Source organism: Luminiphilus sp. nBUS_07, assembly GCF_051201685.1.
Classification (GTDB): domain Bacteria; phylum Pseudomonadota; class Gammaproteobacteria; order Pseudomonadales; family Halieaceae; genus Luminiphilus.
The window spans coordinates 1,106,520-1,125,085 of the sequence record NZ_CP179213.1 but is presented as its reverse complement, the minus strand read 5'-3'; the positions used below and the strand labels follow the sequence as shown (position 1 = coordinate 1,125,085).

Below are 18,566 nucleotides of genomic sequence, written 5' to 3'. Positions count from 1 at the left end.
AGCCATCCATCAAAATTGACCTTCTTAACAGCGTGTAGTCTCACTACCGGTGTTCAAACTAAGCGCATCAGTTTGAGTCCATAAACAAGGCGCACTGCTTGGCAGCTTGTCGCTGACTACCAAAGGCGCGATGCCGTGCTGGAGTCTACTCCTCGTTATAGCGATACTAGAGAAGCTACCGCACGGCGGGATGTGTCAGTGACATCGCGAGCACACCTTGAGCACACCCTGCATAAAAAGACTGGAGCTAGGCTATGGGCGCACTTGATGGACTTAAAATTCTCGACCTGACCTCTATGGTTTCTGGCCCAGTTGCCGCCATGATGCTCGCGGACCAAGGGGCGCGGGTCATCAAAGTAGAACCCACCAACGGCGAGCAGATGCGGCACATTGGCTCCAAGCACAACGACGTTACACCCGCTTTTTTCTCCTGCAATCGCGGCAAAGAGTCTATAGCCCTCGATTTAAAATCTGATGCCGGCAAAGAAATTTTGCTGAAGCTAGCAAAAGACGCTGACGTCTTTATCCAAAATTTTCGACCAGGTGCTATCGATCGTATGGGCTTTGGTGAAGCGTTGCTGCGCAGCGCTAATGAGCGGTTAATTTATGTCTCAATCAGCGGCTTTGGCGATCAGGGGCCCTACGCGGATAAGCGGGTTTATGACCCCATCGTCCAAGCGCTATCCGGTGCCACAGATATACAAGCTGATCGCGTGACGGGCAAACCCAACATGTTCCGTATAATTTTAGCCGACAAGGTCACCGCACTGACCGCAGCGCAAGCCATTAGCTCCGCCCTGTACGCTCGGGAAAAAAGCGGCCGCGGGCAGCACATCCAACTCTCAATGTTAGACACCATGTTGTCCTTCTTTTGGCCCGAGGGTATGGGCGGACTCACCTACGCCGAGCGAGAATTCGATCCTAAACAGGCGGGGGGTGCAATGGACTTGATTTACGAGACCCAAGATCGCCACATAACAGCGGGGGTCATATCGGACAAAGAGTGGTTAGGCATGTGTCGGGCTTTGGGCCGTGAAGATTGGATCGAAGACGAGCGTTTCGCCACCGCATCTGCGCGCTTTAAAAATGTCAGTGAGCGAAAGCAGCTGACTGCCGCTGAGATATGCAAATGGTCTAGTGCTGAGATCTTGCAAAGATTTGAAAATGAAGGGGTACCCTGTGCCCCTCTTCTAGATCGAACCGAGTTACTCGATCATGAGCAAATCAATGCCAACGGCTCTATTAGTCGCATCGATTACCCCGGATTTGGTGAAGTTCGACAGGCCCGCCCTGCGGCACAATTCAGCGACACACCCAGTAGCATCGCGGGCCCAGGCCCAAAGCTGGGCCAGCACGGGGTCAGTGTGTTAACTGAGTTGGGTTTTGACGTCGAAGAAATCGAGGCGCTTATACGTAACAAAACGTTGCGCGTGGAGTAGATCAAAGCAACACCAGAGGACGTTATTTTGAAAAAAGTTTGTTTAATCATTGGGGCCGGCGCAGGTATTGGTGGCAGTGTCGGCAGCCGGTTTGCCCGAGAGGGTTATCACGCTGCTCTGTGCCGGCGTAGCGATGCGAGTGGACTGCAAACTCTGGTTGATGGCATTGAGTCGGAGGGCGGATCCGCCTCTGGGCATTTACTCAACGCGGTGGAGGACGATGCTTTAGAAAATTTGATCACCGCCGTTGAAGAAATAGGGCCCATACACACCGTGCTATTTAATCTTGGCGCACAGATTGGCAGTAGATCGCTAGAAGCCACAACACTCAAGAACTTTGAACTGGGCTGGCGAATGGCGTGCCTCGCCCTATTTCGAGTCGCTAAAGTCGTTATCCCTGCCATGGAGTCTCGTGGCGGTGGCACACTGTTGGTGACATCGGCGACGGCGGCGGTACGAGGGAACGCTGGCCAGCATTCCCATGCTGCGGCAATGGGCGGGCGACGCATGCTCTGCCAAACCTTAAATGCCGAATACGCATCACGTGGAATCCACGTCGCTCACGTCATTATTGATGGTGCGGTAGATGCACCCGACACCCTCGGGAAAATGCTGGGAGATGAACAATTCGCCGCGCTGAGGCAGGCCCGTGGCGGTGATAAAGACGGTCTACTTCTGCCAGAAAAAATAGCCGAGACCTACTTTCATCTCGCGCATCAACATCGTTCAGCATGGACCCATGAAGCTGACCTCCGGGCCCACTCAGACCTCGCGTGGTGGAATCATGAGAGTGGCTAACATCTGATACTCTAGCCTAGAAATGTAGCCAGATCGCATCAGGTAGTTCGCGTTCACACGCCGATAAAAATAAGGAGGGCCCTATGCCATTAACCGTTACTTCGAGTCAGGCATCTTGCGGTGCATCAATTACGGGCGTGGATTTTACTCAAGACCTTTCCGATGACTTGGTCGCCGAAATCCGCAGTCATTGGCTGAATCACAAAGTTATAGCCTTTCCCAATCAACACCTCACTCCCGAGCACCTAGAGCGCGCTAGCCAGTACTTTGGTGACATTGGTGAAGATCCGTTTTTTGGCCATATCGATGGCTACCCGAACATTTCCGCAATTCAACGCAAGGCCGATGAAACGACCTCTATTTTTGCTGAGACCTTTCATAGCGACTGGAGCTTTATGCCGATCCCCCCCGCGGCAACCATGCTCTTTAGCATTACTATTCCTCCTCACGGCGGCGACACGCTGTTTGCAGATCAAGTAAAAGCCTACGAGGAGATGCCTAACTCACTGAGGGCTCGAGTAGAAAATCTCACCGCCATTCACTCCGCCGCCTTGGGCTATGCCCCAGATGGCGCCTACGGTGACCAAGACCAAAACAGCGGACGCAGCATGATCATAAAACCCAGCGAGCGCGCTCGTGAAACCTGCAACCACCCGTTGGTGAGAACCCATCGCGAAACCGGGAAAAAAGCGCTATTTTCCTCTGCCGCCTACATTCAAAGCTTTTCCGGCATGGACCTTGAGGCAGCACAAGCATTGCTCATGGAGCTCTACCAATATCAAACCCAAGAGCAGTTTCTTTATCGGCACCAATGGCAGCCCAACATGCTCGTCATGTGGGATAACCGAGCGCTGCTGCACGCCGCTACGGGGGGTTATGACGGCTATGACCGCCTGCTCCACCGTATCACCATTGCAGACAGCGCCTGGTAATAACACTGCCCTGAATTTTGCTATCTCCTGACCCACGTCGGCGACACGATTTCGTTACTACACTCTTGCTGTTAGTCTCAGACAGCCCTAGCCACCCACTATAAAGCGGAAAGCTCATGCCCATCGATCCACTGCAAATTTTGGTCTTCATTGCAATTACCGCTTTAATCGCAGGCTTGACCTGGCGCCGCTGCGTGCAGGACACCGCTCACCTCAGCCCAGCAACCTCTACGCGAGACGACGTCTTTCTTGCGGGTCGCGGCCTTAGCTGGGTCGTGGTTGCCGGGTCTATTACGCTGACCAATCTCAGCACCGATCAGCTGGTTGGAATGAACGGCAATCAAATGGCGCTGCTGGCGTGGTGGGAATTATCAGCCGTCGTCGGTCTTATTATTCTCGCCAAAGTCATCCTGCCGGTTTACTACCGCTATCAATGCACCACCACTACTGAGCTCTTGGAGAAACGCTACAACGACTACCGCATAAGAGCGCTAATTGGACTGCTATTTTTATTGGGGAATTTATTCATCTTTATTCCCGCCATGCTCTACAGCGGCGCACTGTTCATGCAAACACTTTTTAATGTGGAGCTTCCGATAATTATCATAGCCACCGCTTTCGCGGTTGTTGGAGCGGCCTACGCCGTTTTAGGCGGCCTGCGGGCCGTCGCTATTTCTGACGCCTACAGTGGCGTGCTTTTATTATCGCTGGGAATGGTTGTGGTTTTTTTGGCCCTAGCAGCGATCGACTTTGATTTTTCTGGCATACCCGCCGAGCGGCTAACCCTGATCGGCAGCAATGACTCGCCAATTCCGTGGCATACCCTGCTGACCGGCATGTTGTTCATCCAAATTTTCTACTGGGGCACCAACCAAACCATTACGCAGCGTGCCATGGCCTCCCCAACCGTTAAGGAAGGCCAGAAAGGCGTTATTGCCGCGGCGGCCATACGCTTACTGATTATTCCTCCTATGGTCGTTATACCCGGCATCGTTTCCTTCAAGCTCTACGGCGATATCGGAGATGCCGCTTTTGGCAAGATTGTGGGAGAGGTACTTCCGCTTTGGTTATCAGGCGCCTTCGCAGCCGCCATTGCCGCCGCCGTACTGACCAGCGTTAACAGTGTTTTAAACTCATCCACCGCTCTATACGTTTGCGACATTCACGAGCGCTTCATCGCGCCAGAGCCCGACCTCCGACGACTCAATCTGATCATAACGGTCAGTTTTGTATTGATAGGTCTGGCTATGGTGCCAATTTACGCCCAAGCCGAGAGCATCATTAATTTAGTTCAGGAGCTTTATGGCTTACTCAGCATGCCAATACTCTCGGCGTTCATTGTGGGCCTGCTGTTTCGTGGGGTATCTGCTGGGGCCGCGATTGTTGCCGTGGTATTGGGGGTCTTGCTGTACGGATTTTTCTCCTTTGTTTGGGCGCCCTTCCACTACATTCACATGATGTTTATCACCGTGATTTTCTGCGTATTTGCCGCTCTGCTTGTCAGTCGCTTCGTGTTCGGTACCACACCGCAATGGGCCCCGGCCATTCTTTTTGATTCGTCAAAGGATGGGTCAACCTTTCAGGATTAATGAATGCTGTAGGCGAAACGTACTGTACCCCCTACACGCCCTCAGGCTGGCTCCAGCGGTCGGTAAACTTCGCGACTAACTAAGCCTGACTCAAGTGGTAAATGAGCACGCTCTCAGGCTTACGAATGGGCAGCGCGATGCCTAACTGCATGAGCACAGTACCCGACAACGGTCGCTCTTGCAGGGATGCCACATGGTCATTTAGAAACTCGCTATCGATAGGCGGCCAGATACATTGCACTCGGTAGTCTGCGCTGCTATCCAACCCCTGAAAGCGGTAACGCACAGGAAAGGGTCGAAGAGCGCTCATCAGCTGAGCATGGCAAAACAGCGCCTCTTCCTGCGCCATAGATACCACGCCCCAACCCAGTTCCTCTTTGGGCCTATCGAGGCGTTGTGGCTGACCGCTGTGCAAGAGTTGTCGGTGATCCTTGTGAAGCTGAATCAACGACATCAAAGTCTCTCGGTCATGATTACCCAGCGTTGTGATATCCATCTCGACACCTAAGTGTCCCCAAAAGGCGACCCCGGCACGAAAGGTCAGGGCGTGTTGTCGCCCGGTTAGATGGCAGGTTTCAGGACCAATGTGGCTGCCCATTAACTCGGGCGGGTAAAACAGTGAAAACCCGCTCTGAACACTGAGCCGATCGAGAGCGTCGTTGGTGTCGGAGGGCCAAAATCGACTGGCATAGTTTAAGATACCGCAGTCCACACGCCCCCCGCCTGACGCACAACTTTCAATTTCCACTTCAGGAAAGTCGGTCTTAACACGGTTCAATAGTCGATATAGCGCTTGAGTCTGATCACTAACCGCGGGGTAGCCCAGTGCGTTCCCCGCTTGATGAATATCGCGATTCATATCCCATTTCAGATAAGTAATAGCGTGTTGACCCAGCAGTGTTGAGAGGGCTTCGAAAATATAAGCCTCTACCTCGGGACGGGCGAGGTCCAACACTAATTGATGTCGAGCTAACAGTTTTGGTGACGAGTCATGACTTAAAACCCAGTCTGGATGACTGCGATAGAGATCACTGTCCGGGCTCACCATTTCGGGCTCAACCCACAAACCAAACTCCATCTCATTGCGGCTGCAGGCCTCAATCAGCGGAGTCAAACCCCGGGGCAACTTTTGAGTATCTGCCCACCAATCACCCAACGAGCTTTGATCATCGTTGCGTCCACAGAACCAACCATCGTCGAGTACAAAACGCTCTATACCTAAATTTGCAGCTTGCTCAATCAGCCCCAACAACTTTGACTCGTTGACGTCAAAATAGTGTCCCTCCCACGTATTTATCTGCACCGGACGTGGCTTTTTTTGCAGCTCTCCAACGGTGGGGAACTGCTCTCGGATGAAGCGGTGCCACTGACTTGATAGCCCCGTCAATCCTCCATTTGAAAAACTGCACCAGACAACAGGCGCGCTATGAGCAGCCCCCGGGCTTAGCAAGATTTCTTCTGGCACTAATAGCTCACCCAGCTGTAAATAACGGCGACCATCCACTAGCTGCTCGACTCGAAGACGATGATTGCCGCTCCAAGCCAGGTGGCAGGACAAGGCTTGGCCATAGGCTGCTGACAGCTCCTTTTCGTGTACGACAACACTCGCAGAACCCCGGTGTGAAGTTCGCCCTGTCCGATTCTCTCTGGAATATGCGACTTGCCGAAGAGACTGAGTTTGAGATTGAAATTCGAGGCCCCAGCGTCCGCAAAAATCAGTGAAATCAGAAAAATGATCGGGAATCGGCAAAGTTAAATTGCACTGGTCCAAACTCAACATTTCGGAGCTGCTGTCATTAACGACAGTGACTGCAATTGAAAGTGCCGCACCAGCGGTGGGCAGTGTCAACTCGTAGCGCACACTGACCTGCGTCATCGCGCAGGTTGCTATAAGCACAAGGCGATCACTCTGAGGCTGGCTAACCTGCTGTAATACGGAGTGCAGCTGCCAACCTTGCCGCCCCCTGCGGACGGCAATACCCGGATGACCCAGCCACCCTGAGGTGATGTCGGGCAACAAAGCAATGGGAGGCTCCTCCGGGAGCGAGGCGGGCGCCTCATGGCGATCAAGCAGCGCTAGGTCAGCGGCATCAAAGCGTTCTAACCGGGGGCCTATATAGGCAATGGCGGGTAGTCGCTGGCGGCAATCTATCAGCACAGAGATATCAGCATTGATCAATTGGTAAAACGGTTGGAATTTGGAGTTTTCCATTCCCACGGTACTCGACCCTATTTTAAAATCTTATGACAAAATCGCCGCTGCAATTCCAAACGTGAAGCATACCGTGACACCCTGCTTCAGATACACTCCCAAGCGAGGATTGATTGCATCGAGATCCGCAGGCGATGGCAAGTTGTCATCGACATCACCCCGGAGAAATTTTGAGCCAGACAAACAGCTATTGTTGCAACCACACCCTTACCAGCAATCGGGTCGCCGCACGCCAAACCGGAGGGGGATTTGGTGGCGCCGTCGTATGCCTTTGCCATCGCGACGATGTGCCTCAGCTCCTTAATGCGGTCGAACGTGACTACACCCAAAGAACAGGACTTAAGGCAACCACTTTTGTCTGCAAAGCAGGCACCGGTCTAGAGGTTAATAACAATGGCTAAGCAACATTTTGTCGGCGGCTTTTCCGAGTTGGCGCTAGGGGTTTGCTATTACCCAGAACATTGGCCAGAACAAGATTGGGCCGACGACGCAGCGCAAATGCGCGCATTGGGATTACGCTGCGTGCGAATTGGCGAGTTTGCCTGGTCAAAGCTTGAGCCACAACGAGATCAATTTGACTTCGGCTGGCTGGATCGCGCCATTGCCACCCTTGCAGCCGAGGACTTGAAAGTAGTGCTCTGCACTCCAACGGCGACGCCGCCAAAATGGCTCATCGATGAACACCCCGCAATACTCCCCAGAGACCCCAGCAGTGGTCATGAACGCGGCTTTGGATCTCGACGCCACTACGACTTCTCCAGCACCACCTACCGCGACGAGGCCGTGCGAATTTCTAAGGTTTTAGCGAAACGCTATGGCAGCGATAGCCGGATTATTGGTTGGCAAACCGATAATGAACTGTGCTGCCACGACACCGCCCACAGCCGGTCCGACAGCGCACGACAGGCCTTCCAAGGCTGGTGCCAAGAACGTTATGAAACCATTGGCCATTTAAATACAGCTTGGGGCAATATTTTTTGGTCAATGGAGTACCCAAGTTTTAGCACTATTGAACTGCCCTTTGGGGCCGTGACCGAAACCAACCCAGCCCATCAAATCGCCTATCGGCGCTTTGCCTCAGATCAAATTTTACGTTTCCACGATGCCTGCTGTAGCGCCATTGGAGACCATGCGCGTAATCAGTGGATAACCCACAACTTCATTCCAATGAAGGACATCCAAACCGATTGCTTTTCTCTGGCAGGGCCCCTCGATTTTGTGAGCTATGACAGTTACCCGCTGGGACGGAGTGAATTTCTACTGGGTCGGGATGAACCTGAGTTGGCGCGACGTTACATGCGCACCGGGCACCCTGACTACACCGCCTACTACCTTGATCAATGCCGCGGCCTCAAAGATCGTGGCTTCTGGATTATGGAACAGCAACCCGGCCCCGTGAATTGGGCACCCTCTAATCCTCGACCAGCGCCTGGCATGGTCGCCCTTTGGACCCTTGAGGCCATCGCCCATGGCGCCGACGTCGTGTCTTTTTTCCGCTGGCGTCAGGCGCAATTTGCTCAGGAGCAAATGCATGCCGGACTGCTTCGACCCGATCGGTCCCGCAGCGATGCCTGGCAGGAAGTCGAAACTGTCGTTGGGGTACTCAAGACACTCGAGAACGAGTCGCTGCCGCAGCCACAGGCTCACGTAGCGCTGGTCACCGATGTTAGTGCACAGTGGGTCTCTGACATTGAACAGCAGGGTCAAGAAGTTGAGGCCCACCGAGTGGCTTTTCAGTTTTATCGAGCCCTGCGTCAGCTGAATGTCAGCGTCGATATTGTGAGTACCTCAGCCGATCTATCGCAATATGCATTGGTGGTTGTAGCCTCTATGCCCATTATTTCAGACACATTGCTGGAGGCCTGTAAGCAATCCGGCGCAACCTTGCTGTTTGGTCCGCGTTGCGGCGCCAAAACTGAGGAGTTTCAGATCCCTCCCAATCGCGCCCCCGGTGTGCTCCAGTCTTGGTTAGATCTACAGGTTAATTCTGTGGAAACCCTGCGACCCGATGTAGCAGAACCTTTTGAGTACCAAGGAGAGGTATTTCAAAGCCGCTTGTGGTGCGAGGATCTGTCGGTGGGTAGCGCCACCGTTGAGGCCCTCTATCAGGAAGACCGCCCCGCTTTGGTTCGCAAAGGGCGATGCCTGTATTTGGCCACCCTTACTGACGACGCCTTCCTGCGACAGCTGCTGGGAGATCTGCTGAGAGAACGAGAGATAATGGCTCACGAGTTGCCCGAGGACGTGCGCATGATGACCCGGGGCTCGGTCACATTTGCCTTTAACTACGGCGCAGAAGCTCACACTTTAGACGCTCCACCTAGCGCCGAATTTCTCGTGGGCAGTGTCAAGCTGCCGCCCCGAGGATGCTGTATTTGGCGGGGCGAGTAAGGGCGGCTGAAGCCACTTCCCTACTACCCACCCCATCGATAAAACGCGCTGTTAGCGCGCCTGCAGACGCTGGCGCTCTTGCTCCCACAACCAAGCAGATTCAACAATCTCATGCAGGCCTCGCGTCGCACGCCAACCCAATATTTGGCCTGCTCGACCGGCATCTGCCACAAGTCGTGGCGGATCGCCCTGCCTACGAGGCCCTATGTCATGGGTAATTGGCTGCCCTACCGTGGTTTCGCAGGCCCGCAGAATTTCACGCACCGAATAGCCTGCTTCACTGCCAAGGTTGAGCCTATGGAACCCCCCTTCGCGGTGTAGCATTGCCATCGCTTTGAGGTGGGCTTGTGCAAGATCAAGAACGTGAATGTAATCGCGAATGCAGGTGCCGTCGGGCGTGTCGTAATCGTCACCAAAAATGGTTAGTGGGCGGTCTTCTCCCGCGGCCTTGCGTAATACATTGGGAATAAGATGTGTTTCAGGCTCATGCCACTCGCCTCTATGGGCATCGGGGGCAGCACCTGCCGCATTAAAGTACCGCAAACACACCGCGTGCATTGCTCCCTGTTTGTGAACCGCAGACAGCAGCTGTTCCATGGCTAGCTTAGTCTCGCCATAAACATTGACGGGGTTTAACGGGTGCTCCTCGGCTATGACGGCCGATTGAGGGCTGCCATAAACAGCCGCGGTTGAAGAAAACACGCAATGGCGCCAGTCATTCTCAAGCGCAACCTCCAATAGGTTAGCTGTGCCAGTGACGTTATTTTGGTAATACAGTAGAGGCTTCTGACCCGACTCACCCACCAGAGATTTCGCGGCAAAATGAAAGACACCATCAAAATGCCGGTGCAACAGCGCACTGCGCAAAGCCGCCAGATCTCGAATATCGACTTCGATCACTTCATGGCCCTCGGTCGCCCAGCGATGCCCCGTAGAAAAATCATCAAGCACCGTCACCTGATGCTGGGCCTCAACGAGGGCGAGCACTAAGTGCGAACCAATATATCCCGCGCCACCCGTTACCAAATAATGCAAAGACATTCTCCTGCGATCTTTCTGCTTTATGTCATGTTGTGACGTTGAACATTATGCGTGATTTGGCGAGCAACATGTTGTCAGTACGCAGATTTGACTGCACACACGCGATACAAATTGCTACGGCGTTCTAGGCTAACCAGAGGGTTTGCCAATAAGACGACTTCGTTACACGCACGCGTTACGCCAGGCGACGCAATTATAGCACCGGCCGAGAGGACATTGCGGGGGGGACTCTTCAACACCGACTCGCAAAGTGCTCTCATCTTTTTTTTAAGGAAATCCGTCGCTCTATTGTGCTCTGACTATAGATGAAGCAAAGCGCAACCAGCAGCACTGTATTGGGCTGCCATTTCATAGATGCCGGTTTTACGGACTCTGGTGTTAGAGACACCCGTTTTACAGAGACCGCTTTAACCAACACACCATTTGCCAATACACTCTACTTCAACACACGAAAAGCGGCTGAGGTTGAGAGCGTTCTAATCATGCTGATTTATACCCATCAAAATTGCATTGAACATGAGGTTCCCCAGGGTCACCCGGAACGACCTGATCGGCTAATACATCTTTTACAGCATTTGAAAGACACCGGCGTTACCGATGACTTCCCGCTAATTCCTGCCCCAAAAATTAGCAGCGCTCAAGTCGATATTGCCCATGACCTTCATTACTTTTCGTCGCTTGAAGCGAAAAGCCCTCATGAAGGTCTAGAGGCCCTAGACCCGGACACTTGGATGAGCTCCCTCAGCCTAGCAGCCGCTGAGCATGCCGCAGGGGCTGTATGGCAGGGCGTTAACGACGTTATCTCGGAGCGAGACTCTCGGGTTTTCTGCGCGGTGCGGCCACCCGGACACCATGCTGAAATCAGCAGCCCCATGGGGTTTTGTCTACTGAACAGCGTTGCTATCGCCGCGATTAACGCACTGGAAATTCCCAGCATTCACAAGGTCGCGATTCTCGACTTCGACGTGCATCACGGTAATGGCACGGTCGACCTATGTAAGGACAACCCCAATATTTTAGTGTGCTCAAGCTTTCAACACCCCTTTTACCCCGGTCGATTTCACGACCTAGAGCGACCCAATATTGTGAATACACCACTGCCTTCCGGAACAGTCGGAAATGCCTTTCGCCAAGCCATCGCCCGTGATTGGTGGCCTGCCATTCATCACCATCAGCCCGATTTAATTCTGCTGTCAGCCGGATTTGACGGCCATCAAGCTGATCCCTTAGCACAGCTGCAACTCGTCGAAGACGATTATTACTGGATAACCCAAGAAATTGTTGCATTAGCAAAACAGTATTCCAAAGGGCGAGTTGTTTCAGCCTTGGAGGGCGGCTACGACCTGCAGGCATTAGGCACTTCGGTCGTGGCACATCTTGAGGCTCTAAAAGGATGACGGTGAAAGCAAAAAAGCTGTCAATTTTGAGGCACGTGGCCAGCGTCCGTTTCTTAATGGCTGCGCCCATGCCCACAGCGTGTATCCAAAGCCTTTGGCCCCTAACAACCGCCCTACTCCGCACCGCTGTATGCCTTTGACCTTTGCCACTTTATGAATTACCTGGCCCACCTACTCCTTGCCGATAGAACCTCAAACAGCTTGCTGGGCAGCCTTATGGGAGACTTTGTGAAGGGCCCCGTTGACCGGGCAATGTCCGAACCGCTGCGCGCAGCCATTGTTCAGCATCGCCGTGTCGATTCTTTTACCGATGCACACGCTATCGTAAAACGCAGCAAAGGCCGCATTAGCCCCGAGTTCAGACGCTATGCCGGAATTTTGATCGATGTTTTTTATGATCATTTTTTAGCCACTCAGTGGGTCAGTTTTAGTGACCAGCCACTCAGCACCTTCACAACACAGGTATACGCTCAGTTAGAACAGAACAGCCATTTTGCACCGGACAGAATGCAGCGCACACTGCATTATATGATTCATTTCGATTTACTCGGCAGCTATCAACAAATGAATGGCATTCACCGAGCGCTGTGTGGCATTGAGAGCCGGCTCAAGCGCCCCAGCCAATTGGGCCGTGGGATTGTTGAGCTGCAACAAAACCACAATGCGCTGCTTGCAGATTTCATGGACTTTTTTCCAAAGCTAATTCAGTTCGTCGAGGATAGCCCCGCTAGCACAGAGGATGTCCTGAGCTGATCGTGCTGAAAAAGTGCTATCCCCAGAGCTCGGGAGCTGGGGGTTGAATGACCCCATCAATAATCTGTAATTCAGGCTGCACATCACTGGACTGCCACAAGGGGCCATCGAGATCGACGAAAGCAGCGCCCTGAGCCACGACCATTGCCGGCGCCATGGCCAATGACGAGCCCAGCATATTCCCGACCATGACCTGCTTACCGTACTGACGACACCAATCTCGCATGCGCAGCGCGTCGGTAAGGCCGCCACATTTATCCAGTTTGATATTTATCGCCTGATAGCAGTCGGCAATACGTTCGAGGTCACCACTTGCCTGGCAGGATTCGTCGGCACACAGCGGCACGGGGTAATTTAAGTTCTCGAGACGAAAATCTTGGTCAGGCGCGAGGGGCTGTTCGAGCAGCGCAACATTTAGCCGCTGTAAATCGTCTCCCAAGTTCCACAGCAAGCTTTCAGGCCAGCTGCCATTAGCGTCGATAACGATGCTAGCGTCTGGGCGAGCCTCGCGCACGGCCTCTAGACACTGGAGCGTTTCGTTGGCGTTTAACTTAAGTTTGAGGTGTTTTAGGTGGGCGGCATCTCGGGCACATTTGGCCATATTTTCGGGATTATCAAGGGACAAGGTATAAAGCGTCGCAACGGGGCTCAGCGGTATGCCTGTAAGGGCTGCGATACCCTTGGAGGCGTGTTTTGACCGTAAATCCCACAGCGCGCAATCCAATCCGTTGCGACTTCCCCCCGGAGGAAGCAGGGCCTGTAAATTAGAGCCGTTTAATGACGCTAGAGTCGCCTCACTAAGTTGTCCTAACTCCTGCTCCATGGAAGTGATCGTCTCGCCCAAATAATCGACCCCCATGGTCTCAGCTCGACCTTTGATGCCGTCAATACTGAGCTCAATATGCAAGACATCGATTTCAGAGACCGTTTCCCCTGCGGTGACAAATGGCGCAGTCATCGTCCATTGGCGCGGTGTGCTTTTGAGTTTCAACTCACCTCCTTCCACAGCGTCCTGACGCAATTAAAATTCAGCCTAAGCCCCTGCATCACAGGCCATCCATCAGGTTAGAACCGCTACCCAGGGTGCCAAATCGTTTCGCATCGGATCCAAACAGGGTAATCCTGTTTGTTCAGAGACCTCGGCACACACCCGCTTCGCCTCCTCTGCAGTGAGTGTTGATGTATTGAGACTCACACCCACCACCCGCGCCAGTTTATTCGTTAGCGATGCAGCCTCCTCATACCGGGTAATACAGGTTTTTAAATCAGGAATTTCGAAGGCTTCATATTCATCAATCGCCGTCCGACCCGCATCGTGACACAGCAGCAACGCATCAGGCTGACTGCCATGGAGCAGGCCCAACGTTACCGCAGCATAAGCCGGATGAAACAATGAGCCCTGCCCCTCTATAACATCCCAATGCGCCTCGGCCGCGTCAGGGCTTAAGCACTCTGCAGCCCCAGCAATAAAATCTGAGACCACCGCATCCATTGGGATGCCCCCACCAGCGATCATAATGCCGGTTTGCCCAGTTGCACGAAATGTAGCGGAGAAGCTTTGATTTTTAAGCTCTCGAGCAAACGCAAGGGCCGTATATTTTTTCCCCACACAGCAGTCTGTACCCACCGTCAGCAAACGTTTACCTGTTCGACGTTGGCCGCTGGCAATAGGAATATTGTCAGGGGCAACCCGCACATCGATAAGTTGCTGTTGCGCTGCGTGAGCCGCCTGAGACAGTGCCGGTAGCTCCTGTAAGTTTTGATGCAACCCGCTAACAATACTCAGCCCACTGTCTAGCGCATCGACCAGTGAAGAAATCCAGGCGGGCGCCAGGGCACCGCCCAAAGGCGCAACACCAATGAGGACACTTTTCGCCCCTGCCGCCACCGCGGCATCCGGGGTCATATCAGGCAAACCAAGATCGACGGTGCAACCGGGGAGACGCCACTGGCCCACACACTGCTCTGGTCGCCAATCACGAAGCCCAACGGCAGTCTTGGCATCCAGTGGGTTGGTGATATCACCCAAGAAAAGTAAGTGAGGCGCGGGCAAGTCGAGGGGCATTAAGGGGTACTCATTCGACGAATAACGCGACCCGGATAAGCCTCAGTCTGGCGCCCGTTTTCCATAACCCGCGTCCCATTGACCCAAACATCGCTAATACCCACCGCGGCTAAAAAAGGTTCCGATGTCGTCGCACGATCGATGACAGTTGCGGGGTCAAACAGCACCAAATCAGCTTTGTAACCAGGCCTGATCACGCCTCGGTTTTTCATCCCTAAATGTTGTGCGGGCAAAGCAGTCATTTTCTGTACGGCGCTCTCTAGGGAAAAAAGTTCGGCATCTCGCGCGTAATGACCGAGCACCCGAGGAAAACTACCGGCGCCCCGGGGATGACGGTCTTGTAAACCACCATCAGTACAGATGTTGGTATGAGGCCAAGCCATAAGGTCCCGCAGATCGCTCTCGTCCATGCTGGTACCAATCATGCTGTCCCCAGGTTGGCCGGTTTTCTCTTCATAAGCTATCGACTGCTGCGCCAACTGAGAAAAGGCCTCCCCCGGAGTTTCATCACGCAAACCTGCAATCTCGATAAGGGTTCTACCCACATAGCTGGGTTCGGCGGGGAAATGCGTGAAAATAATCCCTTCAGGGGGTGCAAGCTCTCGCATAACCAGATCAATAGCTGGCATATCGAGTGGATCTCGTTCAGGCAACAACACCATCATGTGCGACTGCCAAAAGATATACGGGTAAATATCTGCGGTAATATCAACGCCCTCAGCGCGGGCGGCATCTAATTGTTTAAGCAACGCAGGGGCGCTTCCCCAAAGGCGCTTCATCGCAAGCTTAATGTGAGAGATTTGCACCGGCATACCGGTAACACGCCCTATCTCAATAATCTCTTCGATACTGTCTTCGAACCAACGATCTTCACTACGCAAATGACTAATGTAGCGACCGCCCCGCTGAGCGGTCTGCTGTGCCAGCAATAAAACTTCGGCTCGGGAACTGTAAATACCGGGCTCGTATTCCAGACCTGTCGAAAGGCCAATAGCCCCTGAGTTCAGCTCCGATCCCAGCAAGCTTGCCATCGACTGCATCTGTAATGGGCTCGCTTCCTCCCGGTTGCCTTTACCCATTACGGCATCGCGCAAAGTATTGTGGCCCACATAAGCCGCCACATTGATCTTGGCGGGAGTCTGCTCCAAGGCCTGAAAAAAATCCTTCAGTGGATAGGGCGAACTACCATCTTGACCAACTATAACCGTGGTAATGCCTTGCGTGATTTTAGGTGCAGCATTGCGCTGAGTCAGTAAGTGCTCGTCCGCGTGGCTGTGGGTATCGATAAACCCGGGGCTCAGCACAAGGCCTTGAGCATCAACTAGGGTATCGGTAGCGCGCGCCGTCAAATTCCCCACGTCCGAAATTTGGTCGCCAATGATTCGAATACTGCCTCGCTGGCCCGGACTGCCCGTACCATCAAGCACCAGCGCATTGACGATAAGCGTGTCGGCTAGGGTTGGAATCGGTGCCCCAAGGCACAAACCCAATGACACTAGAAGTCTGAAGAAAAGCTCCCTTCGCTGCCCCATAGTGCCCTCCTGTTTCTCCCGCGGCTGCAAAACGGTGCCGCTTCGCCTGCTCGTGATACGTACGGAAGGTACAGGCCTGGTTTGCGCAGGTCTACCTCTGCCCTAACGAGCCCTAACTAGTGCAAACAATTCAGGCCTACTTTAGATTGGCCTCCACAGCATCGAGAAACCCAATCATATCGACCACAGTTTCAGTTTCTGGACTGAGGGTTTTGCCCTTTAGGTCACCCGTAATAGTCCCCTGCGATACCGTTTCAATGAGGGCAGATTTTAAGCTGCTCGCATAGGCATTTAGTGCCTCGTTATTTTCTCGTCCTGCCAGCTCCTCAAGAGCGTTAGCAACGGCAAAAATCAGCGCTGAGGAATTGAAGTTGGCCTCTTTGCCATCGGTTTCAAGGTAGCGTAGATAAAGATCATGAGCTGTACCGTGAGGCGCTTCAAACAGCTTGGTGCCATCTTTACTGATAATAATGGAGCTCGCCGTGGCGAGGCTGCCACCGAGTGCTGCAGAAATATCAGAGAAAATATCGCCATCAAGGTTTTGTGCGGGATACAGTCCCCAACGTGGCGGGTCGCAAATCATTTTGCTCAACTGCCGTGACGGTCGCATAATCATGAAGGACGGTGGGGGCGTATCAAGAGCCGCCAGCTCTTGGCGTAACTCTAAAATGATTGAGCTGTAGACCTCGTCGTATTGCACGAACTCTCGCTTCAAGCCAAAGTAAATTTCTTTCTTGTTAACTGCCGAGTCGAGAAAAACTTGCTCCACCCAATCTTTAATGGCCTCGCGATCATTCGACATAAATAAAATAGGATCACTAGCCTTAACCGTCCGTGCGTGCTTCTCCACACCATCAACCAAAACTTTAATCACGCCATCTTCCGGTGCTGGCATGTTGTAGCTACCATACTGATCGCCGCCACCAGCACTCATTCGTGAAATCGATACGTGGGCTTTGCGCTCGGGTAGACCATAGCGCTTTAACTGCTGAACCAGCTTATATAGCTTCATACCGCTGACGTTGTCGGGCACGCCCCACAGAGCGCGTTCAGGCGGGTTAGAAATGATACGTGCAGCCTGGGCATCGATCAGCTCATAAAAATAAGACAGACCGGCAGCCGCCACTTTTTCTTTATAGTCGCGCTCATAAATATCTTCGATAGCGGCACGCATAACACCGTCATAACCCGGGACCACGGTATCTTTGAGGCCCAGATAAATATCACGACTCTCAGCAATAGCACGCTGAAAAAAGTGGTGGGCCCAAGCTTGTACTTCTTCAATGGCGTTCGTTGCCAGCATCCAGGGGTCACCCTTTTTCAGACTGCGCCTGTGAACTTCCACCGGATCGCCACTGGCGCCCACGAAGATCACCTTGGCGACGCCAGTTGCCTCTGACAGCTCGCTGTAACTGAAGTCCAAGCCACCGGTATCCATGGTATCGACCTCAATATCTCGATCGATCCATTGCGGACGCACACTCTTTAAATTTCTAAATTCAATATCTTCGCGGGTGATGTTGCCACTGATACCTTTTCGAATGGCTCCGTTGGGTGATTTGGTCGCGAGCTTATCGAGTGCACTTTCGTTGACAGCGGGGTGACGTTCGAGCAGCGCATCGAGCTGGGCGCGGTTTACTGTCATTCCCGCATTTTTTATACCCACACCGTGCGTCTTCAGCGCCTCAATCGCCTCTACGACCACTTGCCCGTTGCTGGTAAACCGCTCTTCAGCAGACAAATCGACCTCGATCAAATCGATAGCGAGACGGGTGCGCACGAACCGCTCCAAAATGCGCTCGAAGGCAATTTGCGCCATCTCGTCACCGTGCAAAACCACCAAGGGCTTTTCGACTTTAATTTTGGCGCTCACGCAGCACTCCCGTAATAAAAATTTAGGGGGGGAAAGGTACCCTGATTCATCCCGTTGAGACATTGTAAAGTGTGGAAAAAATGCGGCTTACATGCGCTAGATAGCCCCGAGACTCACTTTAAGACGTGCCACTCATCATTCTAGGTCTCTGATAGGGTCGACATTCCCACAAGCACTGAAGCCTAGCCGTCTGCCTAATACGACACCAGAAAAAGCCCCGCGGCCAATCACACCGCATTCGTTAAGACCGTCAAACAACCTCAGTTTTAAACCCCAAGTACGCATCTAAGCCCCCACCGAAATAATCCGGAAAAAGTACCGAGATACACCTGAAATAAGGAGAGTGACGCGATGCCCTTGAAACTGTGCCGCTAAGAAGCTCCCGCTTAAAACTAAACTGGGACGTATAGCAGCACATTGACGAGAGCGCTTATGCACGAGGACGCGTGAGCTTTAGGTACGCGTTTTCTGTGGGTGAATCTACCGGGCTATCTAGAAAGCCCCACAACACAAACCATGTCTTGGCAAGAATGGCCTACTTCAC

General features: G+C 53.0%; 14 protein-coding genes. 8 read left to right on the top strand and 6 right to left on the bottom strand.

From position 1 onward, the window contains the following. Positions 1-254 precede the first annotated feature (254 nt). From ACMAZB_RS05055 to ACMAZB_RS05040, 4 genes are all read left to right on the top strand, one after another. Positions 255-1,439 (top strand): CaiB/BaiF CoA transferase family protein, encoded by a 1,185-nt coding sequence (locus ACMAZB_RS05055; RefSeq protein WP_435219661.1) that lies wholly within the window; start codon positions 255-257, stop codon positions 1,437-1,439. 27 nt (positions 1,440-1,466) lie between these two features. Then, positions 1,467-2,237 carry an SDR family NAD(P)-dependent oxidoreductase gene (locus tag ACMAZB_RS05050; RefSeq protein WP_435219660.1) on the top strand — a complete coding sequence of 257 codons (771 nt, stop codon included), beginning with the start codon at positions 1,467-1,469 and terminating at the stop codon, positions 2,235-2,237. 83 nt (positions 2,238-2,320) lie between these two features. After that, a complete protein-coding gene (locus tag ACMAZB_RS05045; protein ID WP_435219659.1) occupies positions 2,321-3,169 on the top strand; it encodes a TauD/TfdA dioxygenase family protein in 849 nt (282 codons plus the stop codon). Positions 3,170-3,285: 116 nt separating this feature from the next. Then, on the top strand, positions 3,286-4,758 hold the full coding sequence (locus ACMAZB_RS05040) for an SLC5 family protein (RefSeq protein ID WP_435219658.1): 1,473 nt from the start codon (positions 3,286-3,288) through the stop codon (positions 4,756-4,758). A 79-nt stretch (positions 4,759-4,837) separates the two neighbouring features. Here the strand turns inward: ACMAZB_RS05040 and ACMAZB_RS05035 are convergent, their stop codons facing one another. Further along, on the bottom strand, positions 4,838-6,970 hold the full coding sequence (locus ACMAZB_RS05035; RefSeq protein WP_435219657.1) for an alpha-galactosidase: 2,133 nt from the start codon (positions 6,968-6,970) through the stop codon (positions 4,838-4,840). Between the two features lie 170 nt (positions 6,971-7,140). On the opposite strand from ACMAZB_RS05035, the gene ACMAZB_RS05030 reads away from it, so the two are divergent. Beyond that, positions 7,141-7,371, top strand: coding sequence for a hypothetical protein (locus ACMAZB_RS05030; protein ID WP_435219656.1), 231 nt, complete (start codon positions 7,141-7,143; stop codon positions 7,369-7,371). Next, complete coding sequence (locus ACMAZB_RS05025) at positions 7,364-9,361, top strand: beta-galactosidase (protein ID WP_435219655.1); 1,998 nt, start codon at positions 7,364-7,366, stop codon at positions 9,359-9,361. Before ACMAZB_RS05030 ends, ACMAZB_RS05025 begins: the two co-directional genes overlap by 8 nt. Before the next feature lie 51 nt (positions 9,362-9,412). Here ACMAZB_RS05025 and galE read toward each other — a convergent pair whose 3' ends face one another. Further along, complete coding sequence (gene galE / locus ACMAZB_RS05020) at positions 9,413-10,402, bottom strand: UDP-glucose 4-epimerase GalE (protein ID WP_435219654.1); 990 nt, start codon at positions 10,400-10,402, stop codon at positions 9,413-9,415. A 305-nt stretch (positions 10,403-10,707) separates the two neighbouring features. On the opposite strand from galE, the gene ACMAZB_RS05015 reads away from it, so the two are divergent. Together ACMAZB_RS05015 and ACMAZB_RS05010 are read left to right on the top strand one after the other, a co-directional pair. After that, the gene (locus ACMAZB_RS05015; RefSeq protein WP_435219653.1) at positions 10,708-11,799 is read left to right on the top strand and encodes a histone deacetylase family protein; all 1,092 of its coding nucleotides are present in this window, start codon (positions 10,708-10,710) and stop codon (positions 11,797-11,799) included. A 153-nt stretch (positions 11,800-11,952) separates the two neighbouring features. After that, the gene (locus ACMAZB_RS05010) at positions 11,953-12,552 is read left to right on the top strand and encodes an ACP phosphodiesterase (RefSeq protein ID WP_435219652.1); all 600 of its coding nucleotides are present in this window, start codon (positions 11,953-11,955) and stop codon (positions 12,550-12,552) included. 16 nt (positions 12,553-12,568) lie between these two features. Here ACMAZB_RS05010 and ACMAZB_RS05005 read toward each other — a convergent pair whose 3' ends face one another. The 4 genes from ACMAZB_RS05005 to ACMAZB_RS04990 form a co-directional block, all read right to left on the bottom strand. After that, complete coding sequence (locus ACMAZB_RS05005; RefSeq protein WP_435219651.1) at positions 12,569-13,543, bottom strand: dipeptide epimerase; 975 nt, start codon at positions 13,541-13,543, stop codon at positions 12,569-12,571. Positions 13,544-13,612: 69 nt separating this feature from the next. Continuing rightward, complete coding sequence (locus ACMAZB_RS05000) at positions 13,613-14,617, bottom strand: DUF1611 domain-containing protein (protein ID WP_435219650.1); 1,005 nt, start codon at positions 14,615-14,617, stop codon at positions 13,613-13,615. Next, the gene (locus tag ACMAZB_RS04995; protein WP_435219649.1) at positions 14,617-16,149 is read right to left on the bottom strand and encodes an N-acyl-D-amino-acid deacylase family protein; all 1,533 of its coding nucleotides are present in this window, start codon (positions 16,147-16,149) and stop codon (positions 14,617-14,619) included. The genes ACMAZB_RS05000 and ACMAZB_RS04995 overlap by 1 nt, the downstream gene beginning before the upstream one ends. 136 nt (positions 16,150-16,285) lie before the next feature. Next, the gene (locus tag ACMAZB_RS04990) at positions 16,286-18,022 is read right to left on the bottom strand and encodes an isocitrate/isopropylmalate family dehydrogenase (protein WP_435219648.1); all 1,737 of its coding nucleotides are present in this window, start codon (positions 18,020-18,022) and stop codon (positions 16,286-16,288) included. Positions 18,023-18,566 lie beyond the last annotated feature (544 nt).